Source organism: Thalassospira sp. GB04J01, assembly GCF_000751115.1.
GTDB lineage: Bacteria > Pseudomonadota > Alphaproteobacteria > Rhodospirillales > Thalassospiraceae > Thalassospira > Thalassospira lucentensis.
Window position 1 is genome coordinate 128,114 of the sequence record NZ_CCDX020000004.1, and the last position, 20,655, is coordinate 148,768.

At 52.5% G+C, this 20,655-nt stretch carries 16 protein-coding genes; 7 read left to right on the top strand and 9 right to left on the bottom strand.

The window, feature by feature from the left end; all coding sequences use genetic code 11:
* Window positions 1-168 precede the first annotated feature (168 nt).
* From AMM48_RS00915 to AMM48_RS00940, 6 genes are all read left to right on the top strand, one after another.
* Window positions 169-1,740 (top strand): alkaline phosphatase D family protein, encoded by a 1,572-nt coding sequence (locus AMM48_RS00915; protein WP_102782558.1) that lies wholly within the window; start codon window positions 169-171, stop codon window positions 1,738-1,740.
* A 171-nt stretch (window positions 1,741-1,911) separates the two neighbouring features.
* Window positions 1,912-3,040, top strand: a protein-coding gene (prfB, locus tag AMM48_RS00920) for a peptide chain release factor 2 (RefSeq protein WP_102782559.1) whose coding sequence is annotated in 2 segments (ribosomal slippage) — window positions 1,912-1,980 and window positions 1,982-3,040 — 1,128 coding nt in all. Because the reading frame shifts where the segments join, the coding sequence is not laid out codon by codon here.
* Between the two features lie 265 nt (window positions 3,041-3,305).
* Entirely contained in the window at window positions 3,306-3,560 is a 255-nt protein-coding gene (locus AMM48_RS00925; RefSeq protein ID WP_022733494.1) for a hypothetical protein, read from the top strand.
* Between the two features lie 134 nt (window positions 3,561-3,694).
* Window positions 3,695-4,300, top strand: a complete 606-nt coding sequence (locus tag AMM48_RS00930) for a nucleoside deaminase (RefSeq protein WP_102782560.1) — start codon at window positions 3,695-3,697, stop codon at window positions 4,298-4,300.
* A 46-nt stretch (window positions 4,301-4,346) separates the two neighbouring features.
* The gene (locus tag AMM48_RS00935; RefSeq protein ID WP_244271071.1) at window positions 4,347-5,864 is read left to right on the top strand and encodes a DNA-3-methyladenine glycosylase 2 family protein; all 1,518 of its coding nucleotides are present in this window, start codon (window positions 4,347-4,349) and stop codon (window positions 5,862-5,864) included.
* Complete coding sequence (locus tag AMM48_RS00940) at window positions 5,864-6,397, top strand: methylated-DNA--[protein]-cysteine S-methyltransferase (protein WP_244271072.1); 534 nt, start codon at window positions 5,864-5,866, stop codon at window positions 6,395-6,397. Before AMM48_RS00935 ends, AMM48_RS00940 begins: the two co-directional genes overlap by 1 nt.
* 47 nt (window positions 6,398-6,444) lie before the next feature.
* Here AMM48_RS00940 and adhP read toward each other — a convergent pair whose 3' ends face one another.
* The 5 genes from adhP to AMM48_RS00965 all read right to left on the bottom strand — a co-directional run bounded on the left by adhP (window position 6,445) and on the right by AMM48_RS00965 (window position 13,220).
* Window positions 6,445-7,470 (bottom strand): alcohol dehydrogenase AdhP, encoded by a 1,026-nt coding sequence (adhP, locus tag AMM48_RS00945; RefSeq protein ID WP_102782562.1) that lies wholly within the window; start codon window positions 7,468-7,470, stop codon window positions 6,445-6,447.
* 123 nt (window positions 7,471-7,593) lie between these two features.
* Window positions 7,594-8,418: a ferritin-like domain-containing protein gene (locus AMM48_RS00950; RefSeq protein WP_102782563.1), complete on the bottom strand. Its 825-nt coding sequence runs from the start codon at window positions 8,416-8,418 to the stop codon at window positions 7,594-7,596.
* Window positions 8,419-8,560: 142 nt separating this feature from the next.
* Window positions 8,561-9,394 carry a response regulator gene (locus AMM48_RS00955; RefSeq protein ID WP_244271073.1) on the bottom strand — a complete coding sequence of 278 codons (834 nt, stop codon included), beginning with the start codon at window positions 9,392-9,394 and terminating at the stop codon, window positions 8,561-8,563.
* A 162-nt stretch (window positions 9,395-9,556) separates the two neighbouring features.
* Window positions 9,557-10,021 (bottom strand): thioredoxin-dependent thiol peroxidase, encoded by a 465-nt coding sequence (gene bcp, locus AMM48_RS00960; RefSeq protein ID WP_022733501.1) that lies wholly within the window; start codon window positions 10,019-10,021, stop codon window positions 9,557-9,559.
* Window positions 10,022-10,178: 157 nt separating this feature from the next.
* Complete coding sequence (locus AMM48_RS00965; protein ID WP_279627463.1) at window positions 10,179-13,220, bottom strand: bifunctional [glutamine synthetase] adenylyltransferase/[glutamine synthetase]-adenylyl-L-tyrosine phosphorylase; 3,042 nt, start codon at window positions 13,218-13,220, stop codon at window positions 10,179-10,181.
* 220 nt (window positions 13,221-13,440) lie between these two features.
* On the opposite strand from AMM48_RS00965, the gene AMM48_RS00970 reads away from it, so the two are divergent.
* Entirely contained in the window at window positions 13,441-16,965 is a 3,525-nt protein-coding gene (locus AMM48_RS00970) for an AsmA-like C-terminal domain-containing protein (protein WP_102782565.1), read from the top strand.
* A gap of 99 nt (window positions 16,966-17,064) precedes the next feature.
* On the opposite strand, the gene tyrS is transcribed toward AMM48_RS00970, so the two are convergent.
* The 4 genes from tyrS to AMM48_RS00990 form a co-directional block, all read right to left on the bottom strand.
* On the bottom strand, window positions 17,065-18,318 hold the full coding sequence (gene tyrS / locus AMM48_RS00975) for a tyrosine--tRNA ligase (protein WP_102782654.1): 1,254 nt from the start codon (window positions 18,316-18,318) through the stop codon (window positions 17,065-17,067).
* 147 nt (window positions 18,319-18,465) lie between these two features.
* Window positions 18,466-19,128, bottom strand: a complete 663-nt coding sequence (locus AMM48_RS00980; protein ID WP_102782566.1) for a cupin domain-containing protein — start codon at window positions 19,126-19,128, stop codon at window positions 18,466-18,468.
* A gap of 104 nt (window positions 19,129-19,232) precedes the next feature.
* Window positions 19,233-20,003, bottom strand: a complete 771-nt coding sequence (locus AMM48_RS00985; protein ID WP_198413485.1) for an SDR family NAD(P)-dependent oxidoreductase — start codon at window positions 20,001-20,003, stop codon at window positions 19,233-19,235.
* 85 nt (window positions 20,004-20,088) lie between these two features.
* Window positions 20,089-20,652, bottom strand: coding sequence for a TetR/AcrR family transcriptional regulator (locus AMM48_RS00990; protein WP_102782568.1), 564 nt, complete (start codon window positions 20,650-20,652; stop codon window positions 20,089-20,091).
* Window positions 20,653-20,655: the final 3 nt, after the last annotated feature.

Consider the following 20,655-nt stretch of genomic DNA (forward strand, 5'->3'; position numbering starts at 1 on the left):
CTGTGTTTGCGAGTGTTCGTCTGAAAGAATTTACGTTCGTTTGGGCCGAAAATCCCCCGTCAACCGTCATCAAACATTGATAAAATCATCAACCGTGTGACACTGGCATGTCACGCAGTTTTGTCATGATCTTCAAGATTTCAGTTCACGCCTTGAAGAGGTTTAAAAATGACTTTTCGTCTTTCCCGCCGCAAGTTCCTCACCACCACGGCAACAGCTGGTGCCGCATCGACGATGGGTGGTTTTTTCATGCCGTCGATTTCGCGTGCTGCGAATCGCCCTGTGATTACCCATGGCGTACAAAGTGGTGATGTTACCGCGAACACGGCCTGCATCTGGGGGCGTGCTGACCGTGCATCAAAGATGGTGACCGAAATTGCAACGACCGAAGGGTTCAAGAACTCGGTGCGTATTCCGCATATGAATGTCGTGCCCCAGCGTGATTTCGCGGGCAAATTGACATTGCAGGATTTACCTGCCGGACAGGACATCTTTTACAAGATTCATTTTGAAAACCTTGACGATGGCCGCGCGTCATCCGAACCGCTTATCGGTCATTTCAGAACTGCCCCGGCAGCCAAACGCAATATCCGGTTCGGCTGGTCTGGAGATACCGCCGGGCAGGGCTGGGGCATTGATGAGGACCGCGGCGGTATGAAAACATATGCCACCGTAACCAAGCACAATCCCGATTTCTTTATCCATTCGGGTGATACGATTTATGCTGATGGGCCGTTCGAAAAACAGGCGAAAATGCCAGATGGTGACGTTTGGAAAAATGTCACCACCGAACACACCGGCAAGGTTGCAGAAACGATTGACGAGTTTCGGGGTAACTACAAATACAACATGCTTGATAAGAACGTTCTGGAATTCAACCGTATGATGCCGGTTTATTATCAATGGGATGATCACGAAGTTCTCAATAACTGGTATCCGGGTGAAATATTGACCGGTGATGACCGTTATAGCGAAAAGTCGGTTTCGCTTTTGGCATCGCGGGCCAATCGGGCCTTCCGGGAAATGCTGCCGATTACCGAGTTTGATACCGAACCTGGCCGTGTTTATCGCAAGGTGTCCTATGGACCGTCTCTTGAAATTTTCTTCCTTGATATGCGGACCTATCGCGGGCCGAACGATGCTAATGATAGCCCGGTTCCAACCAATGATACGGATTTCCTTGGCCGCACACAGATTGAATGGCTTAAACGCAGCCTGCTAAATTCAAAGGCAACTTGGAAGGTCATCGCAGCAGATATGCCGATTGGCATGATTGTGTATGACGACTGGAAGACCAAAAGCACATTCGAAAATTTGGCAAATGGGGATGGTGCACCAAAGGGACGTGAGTTGGAAATCGTCGAACTTCTGCGGTTTATCAAATCGGCCAAAATCAATAACACGGTCTGGCTGACAGCTGACGTGCATTACACCGCAGCCCATTATTATGATCCGAACAAAGCCCAGTTCCAGGATTTCGAACCGTTCTGGGAATTTGTTTCAGGTCCGCTCCATGCCGGGACATTCGGCCCCCAGGACATGGACAATACATTCGGCCCACAGGTGAAATTCACCAAGCACCCCAGCAAAGAACAAGGCATCAACCTGCCGCCATCATTTGGAATGCAGTTCTTTGGTCTCGTCGACATTGATGCCGACACTGAACAGTTCCGGGTGTCGTTGCGCGATGTTGCCGACGAAGAGCTTTACACCGTGACACTCGATCCGGTTTATAGCTGACGCTTAGTTTTCGGGCCTTGTCCTGTTGATGAAACCCGGCACATTCACTGTGCCGGGTTTTTGCATGGTTGCAGGGGTTTCAACTGAGACAAAAACTGTTATAACCGCCGCCTACATAGCCATATGTCATGTATGGCCGAACAGAATTTCATATGAATAACGGAGACATCAATGCGCGCTGAAGCACAGGCATTGGTCGATGAAATCAAGCAGTCGATGGCACTGCTGAGGAGGCATCTTTGACTGGGATAACGCACTTAGGCGCCTGGACGAACTGAATGCACTGGCCGAAGACCCAACCCTTTGGGACGATGCGGCCAATGCGCAGAAAATCATGCGCGAACGTACCCAACTTGACGATGCGATTAACGGCTATAAAAAGCTCGCGCAAGAGCTTGATGACAATGTCGAACTGATCGAACTTGGCGAAGCCGAGGGCGACGACGATACTGTTGCGGAGGCCGAAGACGGCCTGCGGTCTATCCACAAGATTGCCGCACAGCGTGAACTTGAAAGTCTGCTTTCAGGTGAAGCCGACAGCAATGATGCTTATCTTGAAATCCATGCCGGTGCCGGTGGTACTGAGGCACAGGATTGGGCAAGCATGATGGCGCGCATGTATTATCGTTGGGCAGAGTCCAAGAAATACAAGCTTGAGATGCTTGAGGAAAGTGATGGCGAGGAAGCCGGTATCAAGTCGGTGACCTATAAGGTTTCCGGTCACAATGCTTATGGCTGGCTGAAGAATGAAGTTGGGGTGCATCGTCTGGTGCGGATTTCGCCCTATGACAGTTCGGCGCGTCGCCATACCAGCTTCTCGTCCGTTTGGGTCTATCCGGTGATTGATGACGATATCAATATCGAGATCCTTGATAAGGATCTTCGCGTTGATACTTACCGGGCATCCGGGGCGGGTGGTCAGCACGTTAACCGTACCGATTCTGCGGTGCGCATGACCCATATTCCGACCGGGATTGTTGCCCAGTGCCAGAACGACCGATCGCAGCATAAAAACCGCGATACGGCGATGAAGATGCTTAAAGCCCGTCTGTATGAGGCGGAACTTAAAAAACGCGAAGCCGAAGCACAGGCTGTCGAAGACAACAAAACCGATATCGGTTGGGGCCATCAAATCCGGTCCTACGTCTTGCAGCCTTATCAGATGATCAAGGACCTGCGCACAGGAACCGAAACATCCGATACTCAGGGTGTTTTGAACGGTGATCTTGATGCCTTTATGGCGGCTGCCCTGGCGGCAAAAGTCACCGGATCAGCAGGCGAAATCGAAGATATCGATTGATCGCACCAAAGTGATCGAAATGAGAACACCCCGCCGGTTTTGGCGGGGTGTTCTATTTCAAAGGCTTGGCGTGTTTACCGGGCGCTAACCTGCATAATTCTGCGCTTTGCCCGTAAAAATTCCATTTCTGTCACACAATTGCCGGATATGCCTGCCACGGTGTGGCTAAGCGACACCTGCCAAGCAATAACAAATGACCAGATCATGACTGGTTCCTGGCAGGAACAGCTCTGAGCAAACGTCTATCATTCAGGTGAAGTCCAAAATGGCCCAACAGTCCCTTGGCCCGGTCGCAGTCGGCGACCAGTTCAAACTTGCTACTCCCAACGGTCCGGTCTTCGTGGTGGTTAAAATCCGTGAAATGAAGCCCGTTGATCATGCCCAGATCACAAAAGTCCGCGATACCAAATCGCCAACCCTTATTGCCGTTACCACATTGTTGAACCGTGATTTCTATATTCCGGTTGCGCCTGAAAACCGCCAAACTCCTGATAACGACGGCATATTGCGCGGTTCCTGACAGGCTTACCGTGTGATTATAAAATCGGGCAACAGGCTGTTTCACGAGAATGTTCGCAAGAAAGAAGTTGGCATGGCGGCCCACACGCGGTGAAATGGATCAAATTTTAATCCATGCCATCAGGGGCCGCCAACATGTCACACGGAACGTTGCAAACGGAACTGCTTGATACCCTGTTTTCCGTTCTGGAAAACGATGTTTTACCTAAAACACGATCAGGCGTTGCGGCGGGGAATAAGGTCTTTGGCGCCGCTATTTTGCGTAAATCCGACCATGCGCTGGTGATTGCCGAAACCAATAATGAAATGGAAAACCCGCTGTGGCATGGCGAAGTCCATTGTTTGAAGCGGTTCTATGAAATGCCGGCCGATCGGCGACCGGTAACCTCAGACCTTATCTTCCTATCGACCCACGAACCTTGTTCGATGTGTCTGTCGGCGATCACTTGGGCCGGATTTGATAATTTCTATTATTTCTTTTCGTATGAGGATTCCCGCGATGCGTTCGCCATTCCCCATGATCTGAAAATCATGCAGGAAGTCTTCACCCTGAAAGACGGTGAATACAATAAATCAAACGCGTTCTGGGACAGTCATTCGATGATGGGCATGATCGCCGAATTGCCCAAAGACCAGCAGGACGCATATATCGCGCGTGCGCAGGCCATTTCCGATCAGTATGATCAGCTTTCCACACAGTATCAGGATACAAAATCGGACAACGACATTCCGCTGAACTAAAGCAGGTTAGCGGTTTGACGTTTGAGTCCGAAACTGGCGAGTTTTATTGTCGCATTCTGCTACACTGTGCGGCATGGAACAGCTCAATAATGACATATGCTATCAAGCACTCAAAACCCGGGACCGTCGGTTTGATGGGCGGTTTTATACCGCCGTTCTGACCACCGGGATTTTCTGTCGTCCGATTTGCCCAGCCGTGACGCCCAAACGGGTGAATGTCGAATTTTATCCCAGTGCAGAATCAGCAATCGCCCATGGGTTCCGTCCGTGTTTGCGGTGCCGCCCCGAAGCCGCTCCCGGCAGCCCCGCCAGTGCCGGTGTGCATGCCACGGTCGCGCGCGCGGTGCGTCTGATTGATCAGGGCATGCTGGAAACCGGTTCTATTGCCGATTTGGCAGATCGGTTGGGGGTAGGGGACCGGCATCTGCGCCGGATTTTCAAAGAACATACCGGCGTTACCCCGCAAGATCACGCCAAGGCGCGCCGATTGCTCCGCGCCCGTCAGTTGATTGTCGATAGCAACCTTTCCATGACAGATATCGCTGACATTGCCGGGTTTGGCAGTTTGCGCCGGTTTAATGATGCGATGAAAAAGGCCTATGGGCAGGCGCCAACGGCGTTTCGTCGTGGCCTGAAATCGCCACCACTCGCGGGCATGAAAAAAGATGACCCATGTGCGCGTCGCGATGATGATTTGGTTTTGCGCCTGCGCGCCCGACAGCCATTTGATGCCAATTACCTTTTGGCATTTTTCCGTGCGCGCGCCATTCCCGGTCTGGAATCGGTTGGCGATCGTACGTATGTGCGGGGCTTTCGGATTGGCGATTTGATTGGTCTGATGATTTGTCGTTTCCCAAATGATAACAGCGGGGTAGAGGTGATCTTGCGCGGGCCTGCCCGTGGGGCGGTTCTTGAAATTGGGTCCCGGGTACGACGTCTGTTTGATCTTGATGCCGATGTCCCGTCGATCACCGCACAATTCGCCAATGACCCGTTGCTTGCCCCGTTGATCGATAAACGTCCGGGGCTGCGTGTGCCCGGATGCTGGGATCAATTTGAATTGGCGATCCGTGCTGTCTTGGGGCAGCAGGTTTCGGTGGCTGCGGCCCGAACGCTGGCCGGGCGATTGGTACAGGGATATGGCGACGCGTTGCCGGATGATTTGACCGAGGATACCGGCATCACTCACGTGTTTCCACAGCCTGAAACACTAATGGGTTTGGATCTGATTGGCATTGGATTAACACGACGGCGCGCCCAAACCGTGTCGGATGTGATTGATATGTTTGCCGCCCCCGATTGCGATCAGAAAAGTGGCGATGCCTTGATCACGGAAATGACCGCGATCAAGGGGATCGGACCATGGACCCTGAATTATTTTGGCCTGCGGGGTTTAGGCGATCCCGATGCCTTCCCGGCCGCCGACCTTGGGATATTAAAGGCATCTGTCATGGGCGGGGGGCCAGATAAAGCCAAGGCACTCGAAACACTTTCGGAAAGCTGGCGGCCATGGCGTGCCTATGCGGCGCAATATCTTTGGTCTGCCCTTGAAGGAGAAGGATGATGACAACAACCATGACCACCAAAATCAATGTCGTACGCCATGATAGCCCGATTGGGATGCTGAGCCTTGCAAGTGTTGAGGGCAAACTGGTGCATCTGGATTTTGACGGCAATGATGATCGACTTAAAACCATTCAGAACCGCCGTTTCAAAAATCTTGAATGGGCTGAAAACGGTAACGTTCCAGCATCCGTCATCAGATGGCTGGAGGGGTATTTTGATGGTGAATGCTCAGCTTTGCCGATGGCCGATATCAATATGATCGGTACAGATTTTCAGAAATCCGTGTGGGATGCACTGATCACGATCCCGTTTGCCACAAGCGTATCCTATGCCGGGCTGGCCGATCAGCTGGGCAACCCAAAGGCCGTGCGGGCAGTTGCGCGCGCCAATGCGTTGAATCCGGTGTCGATCATTGTGCCGTGTCATCGGGTGATTGGCTCAAACGGCACCCTGACCGGCTATGCCGGTGGGCTGGAGCGCAAGAAGTGGTTGTTGGAGCACGAAGCCAGCATTTTGGCAAAAGCAGCCTAACGCCAAAACGGGCAGCCGTCTGGCTGCCCGTTTTTTCCGGGATGATGTTATGAGATCGACATCACGATACGGCCATCGATTTTGCCTTTGCGCATGCGGTCAAAGATCGAATTGATGTTTTCCATCGGTTCGGTGGTGTAATGCGAATGCACCTTTCCGTCGCCCGCAAAATCAAGCGCTTCCTGAAGGTCCGCGCGGGTGCCGACAATCGACCCACGGATGGTTTTGCGCGATAGAACTGTATCGAAAATATCAAGTTCGAATTTTCCGGGCGGCAATCCACATAGCGCCATGGTGCCATGACGGCCCAGCATGCCAACCCCTTGGGAAAAGGCGGATTTGGAAACGGCTGTGACCAGTACCCCGTTGGCACCGCCCATTTGTTTTTGGACTTCGGCAACCACATCGGTTTCCTTGGCGTTCAGGGTCCAGTCTGCGCCAAGATCCTTGGCCAAGGTCAGCTTGTCGTCACTGATATCAACCGCAATGACCTTCATGCCCATGGCCTTGGCGTATTGAACAGCCATATGGCCCAAACCGCCGATACCCGAAATAACCACCGTTTCACCCGGTTTGCATTCGGTTTCCTTAAGCCCCTTATAGACCGTGACACCGGCACATAACACAGGCGCTGCATTGCCAAATTCAAGCCGGTCCGGCAGATGCCCGACATAGTTCGGATCGGCCAGAACATATTCAGCAAAACCGCCATTGACCGAATAGCCGGTATTGATTTGTTCACCGCAAAGGGTTTCCCAGCCGGTAACGCAGTGATGACAATGACCACAGGCCGAATGCAGCCACGGCACGCCTACACGGTCTCCTTCCTTGACGGATGTGACACCTTCGCCAACTTCGAAAACAATCCCGACACCTTCGTGGCCGGGGATAAACGGCGGATTGGGTTTTACCGGCCAGTCGCCTTCGGCGGCGTGCAGGTCGGTGTGACACACGCCCGACGCTTCGATTTTCACAAGGATCTTGCCCGGTGTGACTTTGGGCACTGTGACTTCTTCGATCGACAAGGGTTTGCCAAATTCGCGGACTAAGGCAGCTTTCATCGTGGCAGGCATGTTCGGACCTCCTGACGGAAGGAAAAGACCCGTTTGCTTGGGTCTGTTTAATTCACGTCAAAAGAATAGGGCGATGGATGTTTGAAAGCCTTGCTTTGAATCAATCTTGCCGGAAAAGATCAATCAGGCGTCATAACCGATATCAGGCAGTTCAAGCACATAGTCCTGATAATAATCAGGCGGCATGCCGGCTTCGTAACGGGCTTCGTCGTTAAAGGGGGGCTTTAACGATCCACGGAAATGCTTGCGCAGCATGTCGTGCCAGGTTGTGTAGTATGGAAGACCGCGCTGATCGCAGACATATTCGTAGTATTTCCGGCCTGCTGCGACGTGGGCGATTTCATCATGGGCGATGATTTCGAGAATACGGGCACTTTCGGTGTCCCCGTGGGCAATTAGCCGTTCAATGGTCGGCGGGGCGGCATCAAGCCCGCGTGCCTCAAACACCATCGGTACCACGGCCAGACGCGGCAAAATGTCATAGGCCGTATCCATCGATGTTTCCCACAACCCGTCATGAGCCGGAAGGTCGCCATAGGCCGCCCCCATTTCGCCCAGTCGTGTAACGATCATTTTAAAATGACGGGCTTCGTCATCTGCGACCTGAACCCACGCATCATGGAAGTGTTTTGGCATCTCTGCATCGGGAAAGCGCACGCATAAGTCCCATGCCAGATCGATGGCATTGAGTTCAATATGGGCCAGCGCATGCAAAAGGCTGATACGTCCCTGAACACTGCCTTTTTTGCGTTTGGGCATTTTGTTGGGTGGCAGCAGTTCCGGCTTTGCCGGGCGTCCCGGACGATCAGGAAGATCGGTTGACCCAACTTCCGTGATCTCGCCACTACGCCACAGTGCAGCCATTTCAGCGGTTACATTGGCCTTCTCGATGGCATCTACGGTGAGCAGGGCACGCTTGGCGGCTTCGGCGAGGGTCAGTTTGGTCATGATCATCCGGAACTGGTGCAGGAGTTAAGGCCACGCTGTGTCTGACATCTGCCAGACGTCTGGTCAATGAACAAAGAAAAAGGGCGTCCAGCATGATAATGCCCGAACGCCCGCAAAGATGGATGGTCACCTGATCGTTTGATCAGGTGATGTTAAAGCGCGCAAGGGCTTCTGCCAGATCTTCGCCAAACGAGTTCCCCTTGCGGATGATCGCAGTTCGGCAGGGCAGGTCCTGCAAAGACGGATGGTTCGGGGCATCCGATGTCAGAACCGCGGTTGGGATGTTGCGCGTTTTGGGCATGGCTTGCAGCGCATTGGCAAGATCAACGCCGCTGAGTTCATCGATGGTCTTGGCGACAATGATGAAATCTGGGCGGGTGCGCACAGCAAGTTCGATGGCCTCAAACGAGGTCTGGGTCACGGAGCTGCGATATCCGCAAGCAGCCAGTTCACGCTCAACAATCACCGCCATTGAACGTTGCGGAATGACCAAAAGGGCCTCGACATTGGTTTGTTTGAGCCAGTTGGGGTCAATGTCTGGTGTTCGTTTTGATGGCAGTTCGCGGACAAACTCGGCAGTATCTGTGCCGCCTGCGGTCATGTCACCGTCAAGAAGGGTCTGGATTTTATCGACAAAGGCCTGAATGTCTTCGACAGCACCTTCATTGAGTTCCTTACAGGTCGTGACATAATCTGCAAGACGATGGCTGGTCAGATTGATCAGCGGGGCAGCGACCGATTTGCCTTTGTACCGCAAATTGAAAACTTCGCGCTGAATGGCTGTCAGGTGGATGGGGTCGGCCTTGCCACGCGCATTCTGCAAATGGACATCAATCGAATTGATGATGTCGTGGGCTTCATCACGAAAGTCTGCAAGCATCTGATCGTCAAGATCGACAACATTCTTGTTCATTGAATTACCCGCCTTGCCGGTGAACCGGTTTGTTTTCTCCTGATAGGTGAAATTTATGCTCACCTATATTCCCATATTCAAATTCTTAGCCTGAGAAACAAGGTAAGGCAACCAAATCAATATGGGCCTCATCGGTCACGACATTGAACTTAAAGCATTTTAAGATCGAATAAAAAAAGGCCCGACAGGATGATTGTCGGGCCTTTACGTATCATGGCGCAGATTTTAAAGGGCGCGGACGGCTTCAAGAACCTCTGCGACATGGCCTTTGACTTTGACCTTGTGCCACGCATTACGGATTGTGCCTTGGGCATCAATAACAAAGGTGGTTCGTTCAATGCCCATGAATTTCCTGCCATACATGCTTTTTTCCTTCCACACACCGTAATCTTCGCAGGTGGTGCCATTCTCGTCAGAGGCGAGAATGAAGTTCAGATCATGTTTGGCTTTGAACTTGTCATGGCGATCCGCACTGTCTTTGGAAATGCCAATGATCTGTGCGTCAACGGCACTAAAATCTGGTTCTGCATCACGGAATTCGCAGGATTCTGTCGTGCAGCCCGGTGTCATGTCCTTGGGATAGAAATAGATCACCACCGGCTTGCCGCGTAGATCAGACAGTTTCACACTGCCGCCACCGTCGGTCGGCAGTTCAAAATCCGGGGCTGTCGCGCCTGTATCAAGTGTCATGTTCTATCCTTTGTCTGTTCGTGCGCATGTGTGATCCGCAGTGTCGCGCATCCATCGTTCGCCGTGATTGAAGGCGCGGGCATAAAAATATAATCCATTATAGGGATGGCAAGGGCATCCGGATCATTGATATTTTCACCGTTATCGTAGGCTTTCATCAGCTTTCAGGGATCGGGCCCGCTTTTTCGGCCGGATCGCTAATGATCAGGTCATAGATGGCCTTGGTTTTGGTGGCTGTTTCGTCGACCTTGGCCTGCAATTGTTCGAAATCGTCGCATTTCCCGGCTGTGGCCAGCATTTTGCGCAAATCGGTGCTGGCCGTTTGCGGATCAAACGGGCCCTCGGTGGTGAGCCGCAACATGGCCTGTATCGCCAGCCAGAACGATCCGGAATTGGCAAGAAACTTTGCCTGTTCCCCATCCAGAATTCCCGCTGCATCAAGATTTTTAAACACATCGCGGGTGGTTGGCGACAATATTTCAGGATGATCATGGGCGTGGCGCAATTGCAGATACTGCGCAATGAATTCAAGATCAACGAGACCACCACGCCGCATTTTGATTGCCCAAGGGTGATTGTCGCCCTTGCCAGCATCCATGCGGTTTCGCATGTCAAAGACTTCGCGCACCAACCGATCAGGGTCCCGCTTTTTGCACAGCACCGCATTGGTCGTCGCAACGACCTTTTTACACAGGTTTTCCGGACCATAGACCGGACGCAGGCGGGTCAGCGCCATATGTTCCCATGTCCATGCGTCGTTGTTTTGATAGGTATCGAAACTTTTGAAATGGGTCGCAAGCGGGCCTTTTGATCCACTGGGACGTAGGCGCAAGTCGGTTTCAAACAAGATACCCTCGGCGGTCGGGGCCGACAGGGCATTGATGTATCGCTGACTGAGACGGATGTAATAATGCCCCGGTGACAACGGCTTATCGCCATCTGACTCTTCGGCGTCTTCGGGCACATCATAGATAAAGACCATATCAAGGTCCGAGCCCGGCGACAGTTCCTGACCGCCATGCTTGCCAAGTGCAAAGACCGCCAAGCCGCCATCTTCGAATTGTCCATGTTTGGTGGCAAAATCATCGGCAATGCGTGGGAAAAGGGACCGAATGGCAACATCGGCAACATCGGCAAGGGCGCGTCCCGCAGCATGCGGGGTATGACGGTTCTGGATGGTTTGCACGTCAATCTGGAATTTCTGGTCATTGGCCCAGCGCCGGGCGCAATCAAGCCAGTCTTCGACCATGTCTTCGCGCGACAGGCGCGCGTCAAGTTCCATGATCATATCCTGCGCATCGGGCAGTTCTTCGTGAAAGCCCGACATCAGCACATAGTCAAGGACCGCTGCGTTCCGGCCAATGTATTTGGCCATGCGGGGTGCGGTCCCGGCAATCTGGGCCAGCAGTTCAAGAAGTTCCGGGTGGGCGGTAAACAGTGAGAAAACCTGAACACCTGCCGGAAGTCCTTTGAGGAAATCATCAAAGGCGCGAAATGCCATGCCCGGATTGGTGGTTTTGGCCAAGGCACCAAGCAAGGTTGGCATCAGTTCAGTCAGGATTTCGCGCGCACGACGCGACCGGGTGGCACGATATCGGCCATGGTGCCAGCCGCGCACCGTAACCGATACATTTTCGGCATTCTCAAACCCCATTTGGCGCAAATTTGCCAATGTTTCGGGGTCGTCTTCTGTGCCGGTGAAGACAAGGTTGCCGGTCGCACCGGCCAAAGGAACGTCATCTTCGAACAGTTCCGCATAATTGTTTTCAACGTTGCGCAAATGCAGCAACAAGTCAGCAATAAACGCGGCCCGGTTGGGATAGCCAAGGAAGGTTGCCAATGCATGCAGGCCTTCATCACTTTCCGGCAGGGTCTGGGTTTGTTGATCATCGATCATTTGCAACCGATGTTCGACGGTGCGCAGGAACGCATAGGCGCTGAGCATTTCATCGCGGACATTTTCTGATACTTGACCGAATTCGGTCAATTCGCGCAATGTTTCGCAGGTTGCCTTGCAGCGTAGGGAAACCTCCCGTCCGCCCCAAATCAGTTGCTGGGTCTGGGCAAAAAATTCGATCTCGCGAATGCCGCCGCGGCCAAGCTTGATGTTGTGGCCCGGTATGTTGATCTTGCTGCCGCCTTTATGGGCGTTGATCTGGCGTTTGATCGAATGAATGTCCTGGATCGCCAGAAAATCAAGGTGCTTGCGCCAGACAAAGGGGCGCAATATTTCAAGAAACGCATTCCCAGCATTGTGATCGCCGCCAACAATGCGGGCCTTGATCATGGCCGCACGTTCCCAGTTCTGCCCCACTGTTTCATAATAGGTTTCAGCCGCCAGCATCGATAAAATCGGTGGGGTTGATGATGGGTCGGGGCGTAATCGTAAATCAGTACGAAACACATATCCGTCGCCGGTACGTTCTTCCATGATGCGGGCAATATCGCGGACCATACGCACCAGATCCTGATGGATACGGTCCGGATCGACATAGGTCACAACATCCTGATCATACAGGAAGATCAGGTCGATATCGGATGAATAATTCAACTCACCTGCACCAAGCTTGCCCATGCCAATGGCAAAAATGCCGCTGTCTTTCAGTGGGTTTTCCGGATTTGGTAGATCATATTTGCGAAGACGCGCCAAGGCGGACAAACAATGGGCTATGGTAAAGCCAAGGGTAAGCTCAGCGGTGTCGCTGATAGCAGAGGTGATTTTTTCAAGCGACCATGCGTTTGTGATATCGGCAATGGCGATCACCAATGCGGCATGGCGTTTTGCAATGCGAACGGTCGCCATGGTGGTTGGTTGATCAAGCGGGGCGGCCTTGGCACTTTCACGGACCGGATCAAGAGCCGTTTTAAAAGCATCATCAAGGCCATTGGCAAAGACATCACAGACCGTCCCCGGATCGCGCAAACACAGGTTCGTCAGATACGGGCTGTTGCCAAAAAGAGCAGCCAAAACAGACGATGTTTGCGCGTTTGTCGCAATCTCGACAATTTGATCAGAAATACTTTCAAAGGCAGGACGTTCTGCCAATGCCCGCCAACGCTCAAATGCGGTAGCAGTGCGTTCACGATCAAATGGTTTGGGAAGATCATGTGATATCCAGGAAAGAGACACTTTATTGCTTTCCTTGTATTGCGAAAGGGTGACGAACCGGGCTATGCACAGATTTACGGCTGATAGCATAAGACCTATGATGGTATCGTGATCCCGAGGGTCGGGGAAACATGTTTCTAGTTACGACGCCGACCTTATCTTTTCTGTGGATCGGTAAAAAGGGATAAGATCAATAACAGTTTGTTTCTTTTACCGGTTTTAGCACGGTGTTGCGTGCGATAAACTGTATTGGACTGTTTTTGGCTATTGGTAAATCTGTGTATGACACCGAGAATTCAAGGTAAATAGGGTGCGCCTGTTAAAAACCTTTTCTGGATGGTTGGGGCTGATTTTTGGGGCCCTCGTCCTGTTTGTCGGTGTGTTTGGCGCGGTTACCGTCTGGCGCGTCGCACAGGGACCTGTCTCGCTGCATCGTATTACGCCTTACATCGTGGATCGTCTTAATCAGTCGATGGGCGAAAACCGCCTGTCTGTTGACGATCTTGTTTTGTATTGGCGCGGTTGGGACGAAAAGTTTGATGTGCGCCTGCGTGATGTTTCGGTGCGTGGGCCAGACAATAGCGAACTTCTGCAAGTCCCCGAGGCAGACGTTGTGTTTTCAACCAAGGCACTTTTTGAAGGTGTCCTTGCCCTGCGCGAATTAAACCTGATCGGGCCGCGGATACGGCTTGAACGGGGACGCGATGGCGCGGTGAATGTTGGATATGCCGCCGAAGGAGATGTGTTGGATGACGCAAATCGATCAGCGGATGGCAGCAACCTTTCGACAGAAGACAGCGCATCACCGGACGTTTTAAATCAGTCAGAGCGCGCGCCATCCCTTGTGATTGATCTGCCGCCAGTTCCGGGGGACGATCAGGGGACTGATGCGTTGCCGGAGGATGGTGCAAATGGCACCGATCCTGGATCGAGTGTGCATTCCGGCAGTCAGGCGCTGCGCGATATTGTTGATATTCTGTCTGGCGCACGGACAGACTTCCCCGCAGCGGATTACTTTGAAAGTTTCGGCGTTGTAAATGCTGACCTGCAGGTGCGTGACGAAAAGCTTGGTGTTATCTGGGCCGCTCCACAGGCAGACATTCTTTTGTCACGCGGGAAGTTTGGCGTTTCGGCCGAAGCATCCATGCAGGTTTCAGCTGGTTCTGTTGCAACCCGTATCGATGTCACCGGTGACTACAGCACCCGAACCGGCGAGATTGACCTTACCGCCAAGCTTGGCGAGATCGAGCTTGCGGAACTTGCGACCATTTCAAATGTATTTGATGGCCTGCGCGATGCTTTTGTACCGGTTTCCGGGGGGCTTAAGGCAAAGTATGACGCGAATGGCGAGTTGATTTCGGCCAGTGCGGATTTGTCTGTCGGAAGTGGCGTTGTTTCCTTGCCCGAAGAAATGCGCGCAACCTATCGTGTGACGGGTGGGCGTATTGCCACAAGCTATGTGCCCGGTCGGATCAGCTTTGATGATGTGACCCTGAATGTCGGTGCTTCGGTGGCAAGCCTTAAGGGGGTTGTCCTTGATCCGTTTTCAGACTGGAGAATCAATCTGGATGTGTCGGCAAAAGACGTTGCGACCAATGATTTGAACCGGTTATGGCCGGAAAACGTCGGGTATGATGCGCGCGAATGGGTGATTGAGAACCTGTCTGAGGGCATTGTTCATCAGGCAACCATGCATACTGAGCTGCATCAGGATGAAGCCGGTGAAGTCATTCTCGATGCTCTGGGCGGGCAGATGACCATGTCGGGGGTCACGGTACATTATCTTGGCGAGATGCCTGTGGTTCTTGATGCGGCCGGGCGGGCTGAGTTTGATGCAACCAGCTTTAAAATCTATGCCGATCAGGGCAATGCGGATGGCCTGACTGTTGAAAATGCATCCATCGAATTCACCAAGCTTGATGAACCTGTCCCATCGGCAGATATCGAAGTCGTCGCCCACGGAAGTGTGCAAAAAGCCCTTGAGCTGATTGATGCCGAACCGCTTGGTTTTGCAAAGCGTCTGGGGATTGACCCCAAGCAGATCACAGGCGATCAGGCAACCCGCGTAAGGCTTTATTTCCCACTGTTGCGTGCGGTCACATTTGATGATGTCGAGGTGGCCGCTGCCACCCGGATTGAAAATGCCAAGGTGACGAAAGCATTTCGCGATCTTGATATCGCAGACGGCGCATTTGAATTGCAGGTCAATACCAAGGGGCTTGATCTTAGCGGTGATGCCGCCATCGGGCAGGGGCGAACCAACATCAAGTGGATTGAAAGTTTTGCCGATAAAGCCGCAGTGCGCAGCCATTACACCCTGTCGGGGGACCTTGATTTGTCGGCTTTGGCAAAAGTCGATCTTGATGTTTCCCCCTATTTAACTGGCGTTGCAGATGGAACTGTCGACATCAAGGTGGGGGGAAACACCGTTGGTGTGACCGGTGATGTTGGCCTTAAACAGGTGGCGGTTAACATTGACGCGGTTGAGTACCAAAAGGCGGCGAATGTTCCTGCAACGGCGACATTTGATCTTGTCGTTCTTGGTGATAACAGCGGCAGTCTGAATGCGTTTAGTGTTTCTGCACCACTGCTTAACGCCAATGGCAAAGCGAAATGGAGTGGTGACAGCAAGATTTCCGATGTTTGGGCGCTTAACCTTGATAGCTCGAATTTCCGCGATAACCTTGGTCTTTCGGGATCGGTTCGGTTGTCTCAGGATCAGAAATTGTTTGTTGATCTGAGCGGACAGCAATTTGATTTGCGGTCCTTTGTTGAGGACCACACGAACGATGCTGCGACCACAACGTCAGAAAATCCGATTGGGCAGGATGCAATGGTCACCCTTGCGGGGGATCGTTTCCTGATCAAGGGGGGTGAACCCACATTGACGGGGGGCAAAATCATCCTTAACAAGATGGGTGAAAATCAGGAAATCGAAATCAATGCCCAACAGGCGATTTTAACCCCCTGGATTGTCAGTGATGACAGCGATCAGAATGATCTGCCTGCGGGCAATAACCCCAACAGTGGTGGGATCGGAGAGAGGGCATCACGGGTTGGTGGCAAAACAGATGTTTTCGTGAATGTTGATCAGATGGTCATGGCCAATGGCGAACTGATCAATGAGGTTGAAGGCGCGATCCATATGATCGGCGACGAATGGGACAGCCTCGTTCTGAACGGGACCTTTGGGGATCGTGCCAACATTTTCGCTCAGGTTGAACGCACGGATTTCAAAACCCGTACAGTCAGGCTGACATCTGAAAATGCCGGGCGATTTTTGCGCGCGCTGGACATGTACGACAATCTTCTGGGCGGACGCATGGTTGTCGAAGGAACGGTCGATGAGGGCGATGAAGCCCAACCGTTCACCGGCAAGATCAACATTGATGAATTCCGGGTGGTGAATGCACCGATTGCCGCACGGGTACTCGGCGCGGCCTCGCTCACAGGCTTAGGTGATGTTTTGGCGGGCAATGGCATTGCCTTTGACGAACTGAACGGTGACTTCACCTATGTCAACGATGTGCTGACCCTTGGCAAGGTGGCGGCAAACGGCACAGCTGTTGGTGTGACGGCCAATGGATCGATTGATCTTGCGAAATCTGAAATCCGCTTGGCGGGATCAATTGTGCCAATCTATGCGTTGAACTCTGCCCTTGGTGTTATTCCGATCCTTGGCGACCTCCTGGTTGGGGAAGAGGGCGGTGGCATCTTTGCCCCGACATACACCATCGAAGGCGATCTGAATGAGCCGGATGTCGATGTGAACCCGCTATCGACCTTTGTGCCGGGAGTGTTTCGCAACCTCATTACCGGGGCGGAACCGGGGTAACGTCCTCAGGTTAATATCGTCGGACCAATGGTATCGTATTTAAACAAAAACCCCGCAGCACAGGCTGCGGGGTTTTTGTCTTTTGATGAGATGCCTTGATCAGACCGGCTTGATCAGCACGTGACGTTTTTTGCCCGCAGAAACCTTGATCACACCGTCTTTATTGATGGCATCGGCATTAATCGTGGCGTTTTCGTCGCTGACTTTTTCGTCATTGATTTTGGCCCCACCACCCTTGATCAGGCGGCGTGCTTCACCGCCGGTTTTGGCAAGGTCCGCCCGGCGGAACAGATCAAATGCCGGAATGCCCGCATCAAGTTCAGCCTTGGCAACTTCGACGGTTGGCAGGTCGTCGGCAAAAACGCCTTCTTCAAAGGTCTTGCGCGCGGTTTCAGCAGCGGCAAGGGCGGCTTCTTCGCCGCGGCACAGCTTGACCGCTTCAAGGGCGAGAACCTTTTTGGCTTCGTTAATCTGCGATCCTTCGAGCTTTTCGTATTCCGCAATCTGTTCGAGCGACATTTCGGTAAACAGACGCATGAATTTGATGACGTCAGCATCTTCGGTGTTGCGCCAGAACTGGTAGTAATTATAGGACGACAGTCGTTCTTCGTTGAGCCATACAGCACCAGACGCCGTCTTGCCCATTTTGGTCCCTGACGCGGTGGTCATCAGCGGCGTGGTCAGGCCAAACAGTGACTTTTCATCAACACGACGGCCAAGCTCGACACCATTGACAATATTGCCCCACTGATCCGATCCGCCCATCTGCAGCGTGCAGGCATAGTTACGGTTCAGTTCTACAAAGTCATAGGCCTGCAGGATCATGTAGTTGAATTCAAGGAAGCTCAGCGACTGTTCACGTTCCAGACGAATTTTAACCGAGTCAAAGCTCAGCATCCGGTTGACCGAAAAATGCCGCCCAAAATCACGCAGGAATTCGATGTAGTTCAGTTTATCAAGCCAGTCGGCGTTATTGACCATGATCGCATCGGTCGGGCCATCACCAAATGTCAGGAACTGCTGAAAGACCTTTTTGATGCCAGCCATGTTGGCGGCAATGATTTCATCAGTCAGAACCGGGCGGGCGTCGTCACGGCCGGTTGGATCACCAACACGCGTGGTACCGCCGCCCATCAGGACAATCGGCTTGTGGCCAGTTTTTTGTAACCAGCGCAGCATCATGATCGATACAAGCGATCCGACATGCAGGCTGTCTGCGGTGCAATCATAGCCCACATAGCACACCACCGTATTTTCCGTCGCATAGGTATCAAGACCTTCGAGGTCCGTACATTGGTGGATATAACCGCGGTCATTCATGACGCGGAGAAAATCAGACTTAAGTTCAGTCATGTTTTTTTGCGCTATGTTGGTTGTTATGGATAAAAACGGCGTCCGAAATCGACGGACGCGATGATCTAGCACATTCATCGCAAGATGGGCAATGTCGTAACCAGAAAGACCGACATCGCCCGCTGTCGGAACCAATTGGCCTCCGGGTTAACCAACACTGCCAAGATGCCCGGTCTTGACATAGATAAGGCATCCTTCATCGGTGAAAGGTGAATGGGTGCTCAGGTGCGGGTTACGTAACCAGCTTCCAGCGGGATAGATGCCATGCTCGTCGGCAAAGATGCCTTCGATGACAAATATTTCTTCGCCTCCCCAATGCCGGTGCGCGTTAAATTGGGTCCCCGGTTTCCAGCACACAAGCGCAACGTTTTCAGTTCCATGTTGATGCAGGGGTAGAACGGTAAGACCTGCGACGAGGCCGGATACAAAACGCGCAGCCCCGGTATCAAGCGTCACTTGCTGCGTGTCGTCGGCGGCAAATTGATGAAGTTTGACCAGCATGGTGCAACCCTGCTTGCTAAAGGGTTTGTGACGTGTGCCGATGGGGTTGCGGATATAGGTGCCCGGGCCGTAATCGCCGGTTTCATCCGAGAAAGTACCATCAAGAACCAGAAACTCCTCACCGCCATCATGGGTGTGAGCGTCAAAGGATGCATTGGCGGCAAATCTGACAATTGTTGTCGCCCGTGCAACTTCGCTGCCAATCCGGTCGAGCATCATGCGCTCGACGCTGCTCGCGGGGGATTGTTGCCAATGATAATCTTCCGGTCGAATGACGACCCGTTCGGTGAAATCTGCATTTAGCCGCATCGCAAAGCTCCTGTTTAATTCTGCATCTTGGTATGAACTGACCGGACAAGGGACTTTTGTCCGATCAGCTTGTTCAAGTCGGTACTGGAAAGCCGGACCGTTGTTTACTGGCGGCCCGCCATGACCCCACCATCGACCGAAAGAACCGTGCCGGTGATCCAGGATGCCTTTTCCGATGCAAGGAAAAGGATAGCTTCGGCGATGTCCGCAGGCTGGCCATTCCGGCCAAGGGGATGGAAGCTGTTAAAGCCGGGCAAGACTTCCTTGACCTGCTCGTCACTCATAAAGGTGTTATAAACCGGCGTTTCAACGACCGCCGGTGCAACGGCATTAATGCGGATGTTATGTTCTGACAGTTCGATGGCAAGATTCTTGACCAGTTGATGGACACCGGCATTGGCAGCAGAATAGGCCGCCGACGGTGTCGCGCCGATGGCTTGCAATGCCCACATCGAACCGGTCTGGACAATCGTGCCGCCACCCCGGCGCTTCATGACTTTGGCCGCAGACTGAGCCGCAAAGAACTTGCCTTTCAGAATGATATCAAGGAACCGGTCATATTCGGCCTCGCTCAGTTCCAGAAACGGTTTGGGTTCAAATATTCCGGCATTATTGATCAGGATGTCTAAACCACCAAAAGCAGTTTCAGCGGACTCTGCAAGTGCTTCAGCCGTGGCGGGCAAAGCGATATCGGCTGCAATCAGGTGAATGCGACTTCTGTCCTGTGAAATAGAGTCGGCCGCATCTTCAAGTTTAACTGCGTTGCGACCATTCATTACGATATTCGCCCCCGCCTGATGCATGCGTTTTGCAACTTCCAGTCCGATCCCGGAGCCGGCACCTGTGATGATTGCTGTTTTGTTTTCGAATAACATAATTACTACCTACTAGTTGGATGGTTGAATGGGGAAATAAGAACAGAACTTGGAGGTTCTTCGAAGGATTACATGTTGTTTGGTTCTAGTTGGTCAAGCGTGACAGCAGCAATGCAACGGCATTATCGAAAGTCGTTACATCCTGACTTGCGTGGGCCATTAACTGGGCCCCTTCAATCAGGGCAAGGCAGCTTGCTGCTTCGAGTTTGCTTTCCGACAGATTTTTGATCGAGCCGTCTGTCTGAGCTGTTTCAAAAAGTGTTTCCAGCCATTTCAGACTTGCGTCATGAAAGTGCGAGATTTCCCTTAATGTTGCGTCATCAAGACTGTTTCTGTCGGAACTGAGCGCGACACACAGGCAAATGGTTTTTCCGCCTTGCAAGGCATCCCGATAAATATCGATATACCCGCGCAACTGACCGTCTGCGGCGTGTCTGCTTTTGGCGAGCTCTGAAAGGGTATCTTCAAAAACGAGCCGATAGCGTTCCATCATCGCCTGTCCAAGTATTGCCTTGGTCGGGAAATGATGATGGATGCTTGCCTTTCGAATGCCAACAGCGGTTGCAAGGTCGGCATAGCTAAACCCGTCAAAACCACGTTGACGCGCAATCGTTTCGGCAGAATCAAGAAGGGCTGTTTTTGTGTCCATAGC